This is a genomic window from Stenotrophomonas sp. 3diitr2024 (genome assembly GCF_042136455.1).
GTDB lineage: Bacteria > Pseudomonadota > Gammaproteobacteria > Xanthomonadales > Xanthomonadaceae > Stenotrophomonas > Stenotrophomonas sepilia.
In genome coordinates, this window is the sequence record NZ_JBHHMJ010000324.1 from 1 (window position 1) to 13,803 (window position 13,803).

Annotated in this window: 14 protein-coding genes; 8 read left to right on the forward strand and 6 right to left on the reverse strand. The window is 65.8% G+C overall.

What is annotated here, in order from left to right; all coding sequences use genetic code 11:
• Window positions 1–82 precede the first annotated feature (82 nt).
• The gene (locus tag ABGA94_RS07710; protein ID WP_162911592.1) at window positions 83–244 is read right to left on the reverse strand and encodes a hypothetical protein; all 162 of its coding nucleotides are present in this window, start codon (window positions 242–244) and stop codon (window positions 83–85) included.
• A gap of 208 nt (window positions 245–452) precedes the next feature.
• Between ABGA94_RS07710 and ABGA94_RS07715 the strand changes: the two genes are divergently transcribed.
• From ABGA94_RS07715 to ABGA94_RS07730, 4 genes are all read left to right on the forward strand, one after another.
• Window positions 453–755 (forward strand): GNAT family N-acetyltransferase, encoded by a 303-nt coding sequence (locus ABGA94_RS07715; RefSeq protein WP_005417588.1) that lies wholly within the window; start codon window positions 453–455, stop codon window positions 753–755.
• Between the two features lie 37 nt (window positions 756–792).
• Entirely contained in the window at window positions 793–1,674 is an 882-nt protein-coding gene (locus ABGA94_RS07720; protein ID WP_375366927.1) for a DUF3298 domain-containing protein, read from the forward strand.
• Window positions 1,675–1,693: 19 nt separating this feature from the next.
• On the forward strand, window positions 1,694–2,809 hold the full coding sequence (gene cfa / locus ABGA94_RS07725; RefSeq protein ID WP_053497837.1) for a cyclopropane fatty acyl phospholipid synthase: 1,116 nt from the start codon (window positions 1,694–1,696) through the stop codon (window positions 2,807–2,809).
• 150 nt (window positions 2,810–2,959) lie between these two features.
• A complete protein-coding gene (locus ABGA94_RS07730; protein WP_375366929.1) occupies window positions 2,960–3,712 on the forward strand; it encodes a hypothetical protein in 753 nt (250 codons plus the stop codon).
• A 63-nt stretch (window positions 3,713–3,775) separates the two neighbouring features.
• Here ABGA94_RS07730 and ABGA94_RS07735 read toward each other — a convergent pair whose 3' ends face one another.
• On the reverse strand, window positions 3,776–5,944 hold the full coding sequence (locus ABGA94_RS07735) for a M3 family metallopeptidase (protein ID WP_375366931.1): 2,169 nt from the start codon (window positions 5,942–5,944) through the stop codon (window positions 3,776–3,778).
• A 130-nt stretch (window positions 5,945–6,074) separates the two neighbouring features.
• On the opposite strand from ABGA94_RS07735, the gene ABGA94_RS07740 reads away from it, so the two are divergent.
• Window positions 6,075–6,554 (forward strand): glutathione peroxidase, encoded by a 480-nt coding sequence (locus ABGA94_RS07740; RefSeq protein WP_053497833.1) that lies wholly within the window; start codon window positions 6,075–6,077, stop codon window positions 6,552–6,554.
• A 70-nt stretch (window positions 6,555–6,624) separates the two neighbouring features.
• On the opposite strand, the gene ABGA94_RS07745 is transcribed toward ABGA94_RS07740, so the two are convergent.
• From ABGA94_RS07745 to ABGA94_RS07760, 4 genes are all read right to left on the reverse strand, one after another.
• Window positions 6,625–7,404 carry a ferredoxin--NADP reductase gene (locus tag ABGA94_RS07745; protein WP_005417572.1) on the reverse strand — a complete coding sequence of 260 codons (780 nt, stop codon included), beginning with the start codon at window positions 7,402–7,404 and terminating at the stop codon, window positions 6,625–6,627.
• 80 nt (window positions 7,405–7,484) lie between these two features.
• Window positions 7,485–9,338: an ABC transporter ATP-binding protein gene (locus ABGA94_RS07750; RefSeq protein WP_375366934.1), complete on the reverse strand. Its 1,854-nt coding sequence runs from the start codon at window positions 9,336–9,338 to the stop codon at window positions 7,485–7,487.
• A gap of 141 nt (window positions 9,339–9,479) precedes the next feature.
• Window positions 9,480–9,929: a carboxymuconolactone decarboxylase family protein gene (locus ABGA94_RS07755; RefSeq protein ID WP_005417569.1), complete on the reverse strand. Its 450-nt coding sequence runs from the start codon at window positions 9,927–9,929 to the stop codon at window positions 9,480–9,482.
• Between the two features lie 36 nt (window positions 9,930–9,965).
• The gene (locus ABGA94_RS07760) at window positions 9,966–10,862 is read right to left on the reverse strand and encodes an RNA polymerase sigma-70 factor (RefSeq protein ID WP_262221167.1); all 897 of its coding nucleotides are present in this window, start codon (window positions 10,860–10,862) and stop codon (window positions 9,966–9,968) included.
• A gap of 147 nt (window positions 10,863–11,009) precedes the next feature.
• Between ABGA94_RS07760 and ABGA94_RS07765 the strand changes: the two genes are divergently transcribed.
• The 3 genes from ABGA94_RS07765 (at window position 11,010) to ABGA94_RS07775 (ending at window position 13,682) form a co-directional block, all read left to right on the forward strand.
• Window positions 11,010–12,527, forward strand: a complete 1,518-nt coding sequence (locus ABGA94_RS07765) for a fumarate hydratase (RefSeq protein ID WP_005417564.1) — start codon at window positions 11,010–11,012, stop codon at window positions 12,525–12,527.
• A 122-nt stretch (window positions 12,528–12,649) separates the two neighbouring features.
• Window positions 12,650–12,988, forward strand: coding sequence for a hypothetical protein (locus ABGA94_RS07770; RefSeq protein WP_005417563.1), 339 nt, complete (start codon window positions 12,650–12,652; stop codon window positions 12,986–12,988).
• 58 nt (window positions 12,989–13,046) lie between these two features.
• Complete coding sequence (locus ABGA94_RS07775; protein ID WP_206620001.1) at window positions 13,047–13,682, forward strand: glutathione S-transferase family protein; 636 nt, start codon at window positions 13,047–13,049, stop codon at window positions 13,680–13,682.
• The last annotated feature ends 121 nt before the right edge of the window (window positions 13,683–13,803 follow it).

The following is a 13,803-nucleotide window of genomic DNA, read 5'->3' on the forward strand; positions in this document are numbered from 1 at the left end:
CACCGCCAACCCGACCTTCCGCCTGGGCGGCTGAAGCGTGCCGGGGGCGGATCCTGTGGATCCGGCCCCGGCGTATCCGGTTTCAGGCCTGGGTCGTGTGGCCGTAGGTATCCAGCAGGCGGGCGAATACTTCCTCGCCGATGCGCTGGAAATCCTGATCCTCGGTCTGCCCTTCCACCGCCAGTTGCAGCAGGCCCTCCAGCAGGGCGCGGTCGGTATCGGAATGGGAATCGCTGGCGTGCATGGGAGCCTCCACGGTGGTGCGCATGATCAACGGTCGCAAGGGTCGTGCCAGCCTGGCCGTACCCCGCCATAGGCGATAGCGGCCGGCGCCCCTCCAGCTTGAGGGCGAAAACTGACGTGAATGGACTGGACTTGCCCCTGTTCAGGCTTCACGCGATCATGGCGCCCGGCTGCGCACCATCCACGCAGTCGCCGCAGGAGACAGTTCCATGGCTTCGGTCACGCCCCCCGGTCTGGCCTACGAGGTCGAACACGATCTGGCCAACCACCGCTTCACCGCCCGTGTGCGAGGACAGCTGGCGGTGCTGGACTACCAGATCAAGCGCAAGCGCATGGTCATCACCCACACCGAGGTGCCTGAGCCGATCGCCGGCCGTGGCATCGCCGGTGAACTCACCCGCGTGGCACTGCGTTTCGCCCGCGAGCAGAAGTACAAGGTGGTGCCGGCATGTTCCTACGCCGAGGCCTTCCTGCAGCGGCACGAGGAGTACCACGACCTGCTCGTTGGCTGAATGCCAGCGGGCCACGCTTCAGCCATGGCAGGCGATGATGTACAAACATGAACAGGGGATCCCGATGAAGATTGGAAACAACCGGCCACTGCACGGCAGCGTGCTGGCCGGCGTGGTGGGCGTGCTGTTGCTGGCCGGTTGCCAGCGTGAAAGCGAGCCGGCGCCGGTAACCGACGCGGCGCCCGCCGCCGAAGCCACCGCCGCCGGCGAGACGCCGGCCACGGAAGCGCCGCTGGACCTGCGCGACGTGATCGAAAACAACGAGCGCGAAGTGGTGGGCATCAGCTACCCGGCCGGTATCGACCGCTACCCCGGCCTGGCGCGCGCGCTGCAGAGTTATGCGACGAGTGCACGCAGTGACCTGCAGCAGGCGCTGGACGGGCTGGGCAATGACAAGCCGGCCATGCCCTACGAGCTGTCGTTGAGCTTCGAGAAGCTGCTGGAAACCCCGCAGCTGGTGGTGGTCAGTGCCGATGGCAGCCGCTACACCGGTGGCGCCCATGGCGAACCGCTGGTGGCGCGCTTCGTATGGCTGCCGCAGCAGCAGCAGATGCTCAGTGCCGACAAGCTGGTGACCGATGCCAAGGGCTGGAAGGCAATCAGCGATTTCGTCTCCGACCAGCTGCGCGAACGCGTGGCCACGCGGCTCAGCGGCGAGGACATGGACCCGGCCCAACTGCAGGAATCGCTGCGCAACGCATCGCGCATGATCGCCGACGGTACTGGCCCGCAGGCCGACAATTTCAGCCAGTTCCAGCCACTGACCGACGACAAGGGGCAGATCACCGCGCTGCGGTTTGTTTTCCCTCCGTACCAGGTGGGTCCATACTCGGACGGCACCCAGACCGCCGATGTACCGGCGGCGGTGCTGTTGCCGCACGTGGCCAAGGACTACGTGGAGCTGTTCGCACGCGGTTGACCGCAGTCGAGGAGGTGGCGTGGATACAGGGTTGCAGGAGCGGGTCGCCGGCCTGCTCCACGAAGCCGGGGTCCGCATCGGCGGTACCCAGCCACAGGACATCCAGGTGCATGACCCGCGCTTTTTCGCGCGGGTCATGGGCCACGGCTCGCTCGGCCTGGGCGAGAGCTACATGGAAGGGTGGTGGGATGCGAACGTCCTGGATGAATTCCTCGTCCACCTGATGCAGGCGCACCTGGATGAACGGGTGCACGGCTGGCGCGAAGTGGCCGATGCGCTGAAGGCGCGCCTGTTCAACCTGCAGGCGGGGCAGGGCAGCTACGAGGTCGGGCGCCGTCATTACGACCTGGGCAACGATCTCTACCAGGCCATGCTCGGTCAGCGCCTGGTCTACAGCTGTGGCTATTGGCGCAACGCCGATGATCTCGACGCCGCACAGGAAGCCAAGCTCGACCTGGTCTGCCGCAAGCTGGGCCTGCGCCCGGGCCAGCGCGTGCTGGACATCGGCTGCGGTTGGGGTGAAGCGCTGAAGTTCGCCGTTGAGCGCTACGGTGTCAGCGGCGTCGGCGTGACGATTTCGCAGGAGCAGGCCGAGTTCGCGCGGAACCTGTGCGCGGGCCTGCCGATCGAGATCCGATTGCAGGACTACCGCGAGCTGGACGAACCGTTCGATGCGATTTTCTCGATCGGCATGTTCGAGCACGTCGGTGACAAGAACTACGCGGGCTTCTTCGAGGTGGCCAAGCGCTGCCTGTCGCCGCGCGGCCTGCTGCTGTTGCACAGCATCGGCACCAACATCTCCCGGCATCGCACCGATCCGTGGATCGCGCGCTACATCTTCCCCAACTCGATGCTGCCGTCGGCGGTGCAGATCACCCGGGCGTTCGAAGGCCGTTTCGTACTGGAGGACTGGCACAACTTCGGCACCGACTACGACCTGACCCTGCAGGCCTGGCGGCGCAACGTAGAGGCGGCGTGGCCACGGCTGGATGCGCGCTACGACGAGCACTTCCGCCGCATGTGGCGCTTCTACCTGGCCGGGTCGATGGCCACCTTCCGCTGCCGGCACGCGCAGCTGTGGCAGCTGGTGCTGTCGCCGGAAGGCGTGCCGGGCGGGTACGTGGCGCCACGGTAGTGTTGCGTCGGGAGAGAGGGATAGATCAGGCCTGATACGACACTCATTGACGTTGACTACGGGTATTGCACGGTCTGCTCTCCGCAAGGGTGCCGACGACGCTAAGCTGTTGGGTCGGCGGCATTACCGCATTCCTGAAGGCGTTGCAGCATGGGTTGGGACATCACCTACCATCCAGTCGCGGACTCGGAAATCCGTGGCCTCTATTTCCGTGCGCTGGAGGACGCGACGCTGGTTGAGCCGCTGCAGCAGCAATTCCGGATCGAGCCGTTCTACATGGAGCAGCTGCAGGAACGCATCGACGAGGCTCGCTCGATCAGCGCAGACGTGCCCTTCGAGAAGGGGCATGCTTTGTACCTGGCGATCGTGGCCGGTCACCTGCGCCGGTATCACTATCTTCGCGGGAGCGCCCTTTCGTTCTTCATCGACGATCCGGTGGTTGCCCGCTATTTCGCGGACTGGCGGCAACTGGTGCCGCCACAGTGGGCGGACGCCGCTGCAGGCAACCACCTGCGCGAAAACTACGGTGGTGGTGTGTTCATCACGCATGACCGGCTGAAGCAGATGCGCGCGGACTACGCCGGGAACAATGACCTGCGCGCGCGTCTGCACGAGCTGTTCTCCGATGGTCGACTGGCCGTGTTCTGGAGCGTTGTCGATGATGCCATCGGCAAGGGATGCGGATTGCTGGAAGCAAGCGAGGTGGTCGAGCCGAATCCGATGGACCTCAACGCATCGACCAGCATGAGCAATCTGCTCAACTGCGCCCCCGATGGCGCGTTGCTGTACGCAGAGGCCGTCGCGGCGCAGCTGGCGCAGTTCGTGCCGGAAACCCTGGATACGGATACGGCTCCGGCGGCAAACACGCAGAAACGATGGTGGGAACGATTGTTCCGGCGATGACCTCAACGAAAAAAACCGCCCGGTCTCCCGGGCGGTTTTCGTTTCACGCTACCGCGCAGGTGATCAGTTGCCGGCGCCGGTCAGGCCACGCTTTTCCAGCAGCGGTTCGATCTGCGGCTCGTGGCCGGCGAAATCGCGGAACAGCTGCATCGCGTCGACGCTGCCGCCCTTGGACAGCAGCGTGGCGCGGAAGTGGTCGCCGTTCTTGCGGCTCAGGCCGCCATTGTCCTTGAACCACTTCTGGGTGTTGGCATCGAGCACTTCCGACCAGATGTAGGCGTAGTAGCCGGCCGAGTAGCCGCCCATGATGTGGCTGAAGTACGGGGTCTTGTAACGCGGCGGAACCGGCGCGTAGTAGATGCCGTCCTTTTCCAGCGCGGCGCGCTCGAAGGCCATCACGTCCTTGGCCGCCGGCACCTGGTCCGGGCCGATCTGGTGCCAGTTCTGGTCCAGCATCGCCGCGCCCAGGTATTCGGTGGTGGCGAAGCCCTGGTTGAACTTGGCAGCCGCCAGCACCTTGTCCAGCAGCGCCTGCGGCATCGCCGAACCGTTCTGGTAGTGCTTGGCGTAGTTCTTCAGGATGACCGGGTTGTCCGACCACATCTCGTTGACCTGGGAGGGGAACTCGACGAAGTCACGCGGCACCGAGGTGCCCGAGAAGTACGGGTACTTCACGTTGGAGAACATGCCGTGCAGGGCGTGGCCGAACTCGTGGAAGGTGGTGTTCACCTCGTCCCAGGTCAGCAGGGTCGGCTGGCCGGCCGGCGGCTTCGGAATGTTCAGGTGGTTGGCGACCACCGGCTTGAAGCCGGTCAGCTTGGACTGCGAGACGTAGGAGTTCATCCACGCACCACCGCGCTTGGAGGCGCGTGCATACGGGTCGAAGATGAAGATCGCCAGCTGGCTGCCGTCGGCGTCGAACACGTCGTAGACGGTGACGTCATCGTGGTAGACCGGCAGGTCGGTGCGCTGCTTGAAGGTCAGGCCGAATTCCTCGCCCGCGGCGTAGAACACGCCGTTCTCCAGCACGTTCTTCATTTCGAAGTACGGCTTCAGCTGCGACTCGTCGAAGTTGTACTTGGCCTGGCGCACCTTCTCGCTGTAGAAGGCCCAGTCCCACGGTTCCAGCTTGAACGTCGGCTTGCCGGCGGCCTTCTGTTCCTGGTCGATCATCGCCTGCAGGTCGGCGGCTTCACGCTTGGCGTTGGCCACCGCGGCCGGGGCCAGCTTGCCCAGCATTGCGTTGACCGCTTCGGGGGTCTTGGCGGTCTGGTTGGTCAGGTTGTAGGCGGCGAAGTTCGGGAAGCCCATCAGCTTGGCCTTGTCGGCACGCAGCTGCATGATGCGCGAGACCAGCGCGGTGTTGTCGAACTCACCGCCACGGCTGCCACGGCTGACCGACGCTTCGTAGATCTTCTGGCGCAGGGCGCGGTTGGCCAGGTTGGTCAGCGGCGGCTGGCCGGTGGTGTTGAGCAGGGTGATCACGTACTTGCCGTCCTGGCCGCGGGCCTTGGCGGCTTCGGCGGCGGCGGCGATCTGCTCCTTGGACAGGCCGTCCAGCGCCTTGACGTCGTCGACGGTGATTGCCGAAGCGTTCACTTCCGACTGCACGTTCTGGCTGAACTTGGTGCCCAGGTTGGCCAGCTCGGCGTTCATCTCCTTCAGCTTGGCCTTGTCGGCCTCGGACAGCTTGGCGCCTGCGCGCACGTAGTTGTCGTAGTACTTCTCGACCAGGCGCACGCCTTCGGCGTCCAGGCCCAGCTGGCTGCGGGTGTCATACAGCGCCTGGATGCGGGCGAACAGCTTGCCGTTCAGCGCGATCGCATCGCTGTGCGCGGCGAACTTCGCCGAGTAGTCGGCCTGCAGCTTCTTGCGGGTGTCGTTGGTATCGGCGCCGACCAGGCTGAAGAACACGGTGGTCGCGCGGTCGAGGATGTCACCGCTCTTTTCCAGGGCGATGATGGTGTTGTCGAAGGTCGGCTTGGCCTTGTTGTTGGCGATGGCCTCCACTTCCTTCAGCTGCTGCGCCATGCCGGCGTCGAAGGCCGGGGCGAAGTCGCTGTCCTTGATCCTGTCGAACTGCGGATAATGCAGGGGCAGCGGGCTTTCGGCGAAGAACGGATTGGCCTGCTGGGCATGGGTGCTGGCAGACGGGGTGACGGCGCTGGCCGAGAAGGCGGGCAGGGCAAGGCCGAGGGACATGGCCACGGCAAGGGCAAGGCGGGTGGTCAAGGCAGGGACTCCGGTAAGGCAAACAAGGGCCCGAGGGTAACCCGGCCGGCGGCGTCCGCACTTGTGTCAAAAGGCATGTTGCCGGCTCCGGGCGCGGGTACCATGCATTCACCGCCCACGGCCCGCCATCATGACCAGCGCCTACGATTTCAGCTTCCGTGACCTCGACGGCCAGCCGCAGGCGCTGGCCCGTTATCAGGGCCACCCGTTGCTGCTGGTGAACGTCGCCAGCCGCTGTGGCTTCACCCCGCAGTACACCGGCCTGGAACAGTTGTGGCAGGACTACCGCGAGCGCGGCCTGGTGGTGATCGGCTTCCCGTGCAACCAGTTCGGTGCGCAGGAGCCGGGGGACGCGGCGCAGATCCGCCAGTTCTGTTCGCTGGACTATCCGGTCAGCTTTCCGCTGTCGGAGAAGATCGAGGTCAACGGCGAGGGCGCTGATCCGTTGTGGGCCTGGATGACGCACGAAAAGCGTGGCCTGCTCGGCAGTGCCCGCATCAAGTGGAATTTCAGCAAGTTCCTGGTCGATCGCCAGGGGCAGGTGGTGTCGCGGCATGCGCCCACCACCAGGCCGGAGCAGTTGCGCAGCGCGATCGAAGCGCTGCTGTAGAGCCGAGCCCACGCTCGGCTGCTTTTCCGGCTGACTCCGAGCGCGGGCTCGGCTCTACAGATGCGATGGGCTATTTCTCGACGAACGCGCGCTCGAACACGTAGTGGCCCGGTTGGCCGATGCGCGGCGAAACCTGGAAACCCCGGGCATCGAGCACGGTGCGAAGGTCGGCCAGCATCTGCGGGCTGCCGCAGATCATCGCGCGGTCGTTTTCCGGGCTCAGTTCCGGCAGGCCGAGGGTGCGCTGCATCTCGCCGCTCTCCATCAGCTGGGTCAGGCGGCCCTGGTTGGCGAACGGCTCGCGGGTGACGGCCGGGTAGTACAGCAGCTTGTCGCCGATCATCTCGCCGAGGAACTCGTGCTCACGCAGTTCCCTCTCGAAGTAATCGCGGTAGGCCAGGTCCTTTTCGTAGCGCACGCCGTGGCACAGGATCACCTTCTCGAAGCGCTCGTAGGTTTCCGGGTCCTTGATGACCGACAGCCACGGCGCCAGGCCGGTGCCGGTGCCCAGCAGGTACAGGTTCCTGCCGGGATGCAGGTCGCTGATCAGCAGGGTGCCGGTGGGCTTCTTGCCGACCAGTACCTTGTCGCCCGGCTTGATGTGCTGCAGGCGCGAGGTCAGCGGGCCGTCCTGCACCTTGATGCTGAAGAACTCCAGCTGTTCTTCCCAGTTGGCACTGGCAATGGAATAGGCGCGCAGCAGCGGTCGCGCCTCGGTTTCCAGGCCGATCATCACGAACTGGCCGTTCTCGAAGCGGAAACCGCTGTCGCGGGTGGTGGTGAAGCTGAAGTAGGCATCGGTCCAGTGACGGACCTCAAGCACCGTTTCGGCGCCGAAAGCGGAGGACATGGGCGTATCTATCGAAAGTCGTCGGGGGTGATTCTATCTCAAATGAGACAAGTTCTCATTGGGCGGAACGAGAGGCGTTCTCAGCGGTAACCCGCCGCCTGCAGCTCGAACAGCTCGGCATAGCGGCCGCCCTGCGCCATCAGCTGCGCATGGGTGCCGCTGGCCTCGATCCGGCCATCGGCCAGCACCAGGATGCGGTCGGCCATGCGTACCGAGGAAAAGCGGTGGGAAATCAGTACTGCGGTGCGATTATCCGCCAGTTCCCTGAACCGCTGGAACACCTCGAACTCACTGCGGGCATCCAGTGCTGCCGTTGGCTCATCCAGGATCATCACCTGCGCATTGCGCATCCATGCGCGGGCGATGGCGATCTTCTGCCACTGGCCACCGGACAGGTCCACGCCCTGCTTGAAGCGGCGGCCGATCTGCTGGCCGTAGCCGCCGGGCAGGTCGTCGATGACTTCCTCGGCCATGCCGCGTCGCGCCGCGTCAGCGATGCGTGCCTGGTCGTCCATCGCCTCGACCTGGCCGACGCCGATGTTTTCGCCGGCGCTGAGGTTGTAGCGCACGAAGTCCTGGAAGATCACCCCGAGGTTGGCGCGCAGGTCATCCAGGTCGTAATCGCGCAGGTCGCGGCCATCGAGCAGGATGCGGCCTTCGTCCGGTTCGTACAGCCGCGCCAGCAGCTTCACCAGGGTGGTCTTGCCGGCGCCGTTCTCGCCGACCAGGGCCAGCACTTCGCCGGCGTGCAGCTGGAAATCCAGGTGACGCACCGCCCACTGTTCGGCATCGGGGTAGCGGAAGCCGACGTTCTCGAATACGAAGCCCTGGCGGATCGGTTGCGGCACGCGCACGGCCCCATCGCGCGAGTGGATTTCCGGCTGGATCTGGAAGAACGAGAACAGGTCATCCAGGTACAGCGCCTGGCTGGCCACCTGCGAGAAGCCGATCAGCAGGCCTTCCAGCAGCTGGCGCAGGCGCAGGAAGCTGCCGGCGAGGAAGGTCAGGTCGCCGATCGAGAAGTCCCCACGCACCGTGCGCCATGCGATGTAGGCGTAGGCGGTGTAATACCCCAGCGTGCCCAGCGCAGCCAGCAGCGTGCCCCAGAACGCGCGGCGCCGTGCCAGGGCGCGGTTGGCCTGGAACAATGCCACCGACAGGCGCCGGTAGCGCTCCACCAGGAAGCGGTGCAGGTTGTAGATCTTCACTTCCTTGGCCGTTTCCACGCTGGCGCCCAGCTGGCGCAGGTAGTCGAGCTGGCGGCGCTCGGGCGTCCACTGGAAGTTGAGGCTGTAGCCGGCCGCGTTGAAGTGCGATTCGCCGATGAAGGCCGGCACCAGTGCCAGCGCCAGCAGCAGGATCAGCCACGGCGCGTAGACCAGCAGGCCGACGGCGAGGCTGGCCACGGTGATCGCGTCCTGCACCTGGCCGAACAGCTGGCTCATCAGGTTCATCCTGCCCATGGTCTGGCGGCGCGCACGGTCCAGCTTGTCCTGCAGGTCCGGGTCTTCGAAATCCTCCAGGTCCAGCGTCGCGGCGTGTTCCATCAGACGGATGCTGGTGGCATTGGCGAACAGTTCGGAAAGCAGAACGTCGGCATAGCTGACCAGCCGGCCGAGCAGGTCTGAGGCGATGGCCAGGCCGAATTCCAGTGCCAGCAGGCCCAGCAGTGGATTGAGCAGGCCGCTGGACAGCGCCTCGCCCAGCGGCGGGAAGCCGGCATCGTGCTGGCTCAGGTGCAGGGCGCTGTCGATGATCAGCTTGCCGACGTAGAGCATCGCCACCGGCAGCAGCGCACGGATCAGGCGCAGCCCCAGGCTGGCCAGGGTCAGCGCCGGACTGGTCTTCCAGACCATGCGCAGGAAGGGGGGCAGATTGCGCATAGCCCTGAAGCGCTGGCGCAGGCTGGGTTTCTTCGCGGCGGCAGTAGGCATGCCGCCATTGTGCGCGCGCACGGCGTGCAGATGGGGTCAGATGGGGTCAGATCCCTTTGCAGCGCAAAGGGCTCTGACCCCGCCACCGCGCCTCGGAGTCAGAGCCCTTCGCCATGCGAAGGGATCCGACCCCGCTCTCCGTTACGGCAGTGGTGGGAGCAGTCCCGCACCCAGCCGGTTCCAGGCATTGATCACCGCAATGCCCATGCTCAGGTCACTGATGCCCTTCGCATCGAAGTGCGGTGCCAGCGCATCGAACGCTGCCTGCGACGGCGCTCCGTCGGTCAAGCGGGTCAGCGCCTCGGCCCAGCCCAGTGCTGCGCGTTCGCGCGCATCGAAGAAGCGGCTTTCGTGCCAGGCGGGCAGGGTGTCCAGCTTGCGCGGCTCGATGCCACCCTTGCGCAGCGCGGTGCCGTGCATGTCCATGCAGTAGCCGCAGCCGTTGAGCTGCGACACGCGCAGGAACACCAGCTCCATCAGGGTCGGGTCGATCGAGCTGTCATGCACCGCCTGGCTGGTGGCCAGCAGGCCCTTGAAGGCCTCGGCGGCCAGGCGGGTGTAGGGGACGCGGGGGAAGGTGTGATCGGACATCGTGGGCTCCACGGCGGCCACGATGGCCGCCTTTCATCACAAGGACGCCGCAGCGTCGCGGTGCGTGACAACCTTCGGCAATTTTTCTGGATTCAGCACGCTGTACACGTTGGCGATGCGACCATCGACCACTTCGATGGTGGTGATCGAGTGCAGGCGGTCACCCTGGAAACGCAGGATCGCCGGTTCGCCGTTGACGTAGCCCAGCTGCGCCGGATGCGCCGCGCCGCGGCGGGCGATGGCCCAGAACAGGCGGCCGATGCGTTCGGCGCCCAGCAGGGGCCGTACCGCCGCAGTGACTACGCCACCGCCGTCGGAGACCAGCAGCGCGTTGGCGTGCAGCAGGGCCTGGATCGCTTCGCTGTCGCCGCGCTGCGAGGCATCCATGAAGCGCGCCAGCAACTGCCGGTGCTGGATGGCATCGGCGTTGAAGCGCGGCCGTCCGGCCTGCAGACGCTGCCGGGCGCGGTGCACCAGCTGCCGGCAGTTGGCTTCGCTGTGGCCGATCAGGTCGGCGATCTCACGGTAGTCGTGGTCGAAGACCTCCTTCAGCAGGAAGGCGGCGCGTTCTTCGGGGCCGAGCTGTTCGAGCAGGGTCAGGAAGGCGACCGAGACCTCGTCGGCCAGCGCATGCAGCTGGGCCGGGCCGGGCGCGGGGTCAGGCTCCAGGGTGACCGCCAGCGGTTCGGCCAGCCATGGGCCGACATAGTGGACACGCTCGCGCTTGGCCGCTCGCAGGCGGTCCAGGCCGAGCCGGGTGGTGGTGGTGACCAGCCAGGCCTCTGCATCGCGGACACTGGCGGGATCGGCGCCGGACCAGCGCAGCCAGGCGTCCTGCACCACGTCTTCGGCGTCGGCGCGGCTGCCGAGCAGGCGGTAGGCCAGCGCCATCAGGCGCGGGCGGTGGGTCTGGAAAACGGTTTCGGCGTTCATGTGTGCAAGGACGCCGCAGTGGCGCGTGGCGTGACAGAGCGTCGGGGGGAATCTTGCCGGCCAGCGGCCGGGACTACCACCCCGGGGCCGGGGGAGGGGGTAAAATGGGCGGATTACCCCCGCCAGCCTCGAGCAAGCGAGCAAGCCGTGACATCGATCAAGCAGGAAGACCTCATCCAGTCCATCGCCGACGCGCTGCAGTACATCTCGTACTACCACCCGGTCGACTACATCAAGAACCTCGCCGCCGCGTACGAGCGCGAGGAGTCGCCGGCCGCGAAGGAAGCGATGGCCCAGATCCTGATCAATTCGCGGATGTGCGCCGAAGGCCACCGTCCGATCTGCCAGGACACCGGCATCGTCACCGTGTTCCTGGAAATCGGCATGGACGTGCGTTGGGATGACGCCACCATGGGCGTGGAAGACATGGCCAATGAAGGCGTTCGCCGCGCCTACATGCATCCGGACAACAAGCTGCGCGCCTCGGTGCTGGCTGATCCGGCCGGCAAGCGCATCAACACCAAGGACAATACCCCGGGCGTGGTCAACGTCAAGGTGGTGCCGGGCAACAAGGTCGACGTCATCGTTGCCGCCAAGGGCGGTGGTTCGGAAGCGAAGACCAAGTTCGCCATGCTCAACCCGTCCGACTCCATCGTCGACTGGGTGCTGAAGACCGTGCCGACCATGGGCGCCGGCTGGTGCCCGCCGGGCATGCTCGGCATCGGCATCGGTGGCACCGCCGAGAAGGCGATGCTCCTGGCCAAGGAGGCGCTGATGGAACCGATCGACATCACCGAGCTGCAGGCCCGTGGTGCCTCCAACCGCATCGAGGAGCTGCGCCTGGAGCTGTATGAGAAGGTCAATGCATTGGGCATCGGTGCGCAGGGCCTGGGCGGCCTGACCACTGTGCTGGACATCAAGATCAACGACTATCCGACCCATGCGGCCAACCTGCCGGTGGCGATGATCCCGAACTGCGCCGCCACCCGCCATGCGCACTTCACCCTGGATGGCAGTGGCCCGGTGATGCTGGACCCGCCGTCGCTGGAAGACTGGCCGAAGCTGACCTATGACGCGTCCAAGGGCACCCGCGTGGACCTGGACACGATCACCCCGGAAGACGTGGCCAGCTGGAAGCCGGGCCAGACCCTGCTGCTCAACGGCAAGCTGCTGACGGGTCGCGATGCCGCGCACAAGCGCATGGTCGACATGCTCAACAAGGGCGAGGAGCTGCCGGTCGACCTGAAGGGCCGCTTCATCTATTACGTCGGCCCGGTCGATCCGGTGCGCGACGAAGTGGTGGGCCCGGCCGGCCCGACCACGGCGACCCGCATGGACAAGTTCACCGAGCAGGTGCTGGCGCAGACCGGCCTGCTGGGCATGGTCGGCAAGGCCGAGCGTGGCCCGGCCGCGATCGAGGCGATCAGGAAGCACAAGTCGGCCTACCTGATGGCCGTTGGTGGTTCGGCCTACCTGGTGTCCAAGGCGATCAAGGCGGCCAAGGTCGTTGGTTTCGCCGACCTGGGCATGGAAGCGATCTACGAGTTCACCGTGCAGGACATGCCCGTGACCGTGGCGGTGGATTCCACCGGCGAATCGGTGCACAAGACCGGCCCGCGCGAATGGCAGGCCCGCATCGGCAAGATTCCGGTGGTTGTGGAGTAAGCCCTCCATCCCGGACCAGACAACGGCGCCCCTGTGGCGCCGTTGTTGTGTGGGCAAAAATATTGATGTTCCGGTAGCGGTTGTTCTGCTACGGTCGGAACACCCTCGCACAGGACGTGTCCATGGCCCTGCATCGGTTCATCGTGGTAGGCGTGCTGCTGGCCCTGGCCGGTTGCAGCACCCCGGCGTCATACGAAGGCGCGGATTTCCCAGCATCCGCGCAATGCCGCGTGCAGTGCCAGGCCGGCTATCGCAGCTGCATGGCGCAGAATGACTCCCTCGGCAGCCGCCAGAGCAACTGCGAGCAGCAGGTGGTGCCGGCGCCGGACAAACGCTGCAAGGACGTGGACAATCCGGACCTGCGCCGTGCCTGCGAACTGAAGACGCACGACTGCGCGATGCGCGCGCCGATGATGTCCTGTGGCGAGCGCCGGGATTCCTGCATGAGCAGCTGCGGCTGAGCAACGATCGCGCGCGTGGGCGCATAATCGGCTGATCCCCCTGCACAGGATCTTCCGCATGAGCACCACGCTGTATGGTTCGACCAGTACCGCCGCGCTGGTCGTGCACTGGCTGCTGATCGAGCTCGGCATCGAGCATGAACTGGTGCTGCTGGATTTCGACGCGCGCGAGCACAAGTCGGCGCGGTACCTGGCGCTCAATCCGGCCGGTGTGGTGCCGACACTGTTGATCGATGGCCTGGTACTGACCGAAGCGGCGGCCATCGCCCTGTACCTGGCCGATCGCCACCCGGAGGCCGGCCTGCTCCCGGTACCGGGCACGCCGCAGCGTGGCGATGCCTACCGCTGGATGTTCTGGTGTGCCAATACGCTGCAGCCGGCCTATCGGGCCTGGTTCTATCCGCATGAAATGGCCGGCCAGGCGAACGTCGAGGCCAGCCGCGAGAGGGCGCGTCAGCGGCTCGAAGCGGCCTGGCAGCACGTTGCCGCTCACCTGCAGGCGCACGGCCCGTACCTGCTGGGCGCCACGCCCTGCGTGGTCGACTACATGCTGGTGATGCTGATGCGCTGGTCGCGCAACATGCCCAGGCCCAGTGACACCTGGCCGGTGCTCAAGGCGCATGCCACCTCGATGAAGGCGCGCCCGGCGTTCGCCGAGGTCTACCGCCGCGAAGGCATCACCGACTGGCGGTAACCAAAAAAGGGGACGGAGGGAATTAAGTCGTTTGTGCACAAACGACTTAATTCCCTCTGTCCCCTTTTTTGGTTACCGCCAGTCGGTGATGCCTTCGCGGCGGTAGACCTCGGCGAACGCC

Coding starts and splice junctions, on each gene's coding strand:
- ABGA94_RS07710 (WP_162911592.1), bottom strand. CDS start 244: ATGCACGCCAGCGATTCCCATTCCGATACCGACCGCGCCCTGCTGGAG.
- ABGA94_RS07715 (WP_005417588.1), top strand. CDS start 453: ATGGCTTCGGTCACGCCCCCCGGTCTGGCCTACGAGGTCGAACACGAT.
- ABGA94_RS07720 (WP_375366927.1), top strand. CDS start 793: ATGTACAAACATGAACAGGGGATCCCGATGAAGATTGGAAACAACCGG.
- ABGA94_RS07730 (WP_375366929.1), top strand. CDS start 2,960: ATGGGTTGGGACATCACCTACCATCCAGTCGCGGACTCGGAAATCCGT.
- ABGA94_RS07740 (WP_053497833.1), top strand. CDS start 6,075: ATGACCAGCGCCTACGATTTCAGCTTCCGTGACCTCGACGGCCAGCCG.
- ABGA94_RS07745 (WP_005417572.1), bottom strand. CDS start 7,404: ATGTCCTCCGCTTTCGGCGCCGAAACGGTGCTTGAGGTCCGTCACTGG.
- ABGA94_RS07750 (WP_375366934.1), bottom strand. CDS start 9,338: ATGCCTACTGCCGCCGCGAAGAAACCCAGCCTGCGCCAGCGCTTCAGG.
- ABGA94_RS07755 (WP_005417569.1), bottom strand. CDS start 9,929: ATGTCCGATCACACCTTCCCCCGCGTCCCCTACACCCGCCTGGCCGCC.
- ABGA94_RS07760 (WP_262221167.1), bottom strand. CDS start 10,862: ATGAACGCCGAAACCGTTTTCCAGACCCACCGCCCGCGCCTGATGGCG.
- ABGA94_RS07770 (WP_005417563.1), top strand. CDS start 12,650: ATGGCCCTGCATCGGTTCATCGTGGTAGGCGTGCTGCTGGCCCTGGCC.
- ABGA94_RS07775 (WP_206620001.1), top strand. CDS start 13,047: ATGAGCACCACGCTGTATGGTTCGACCAGTACCGCCGCGCTGGTCGTG.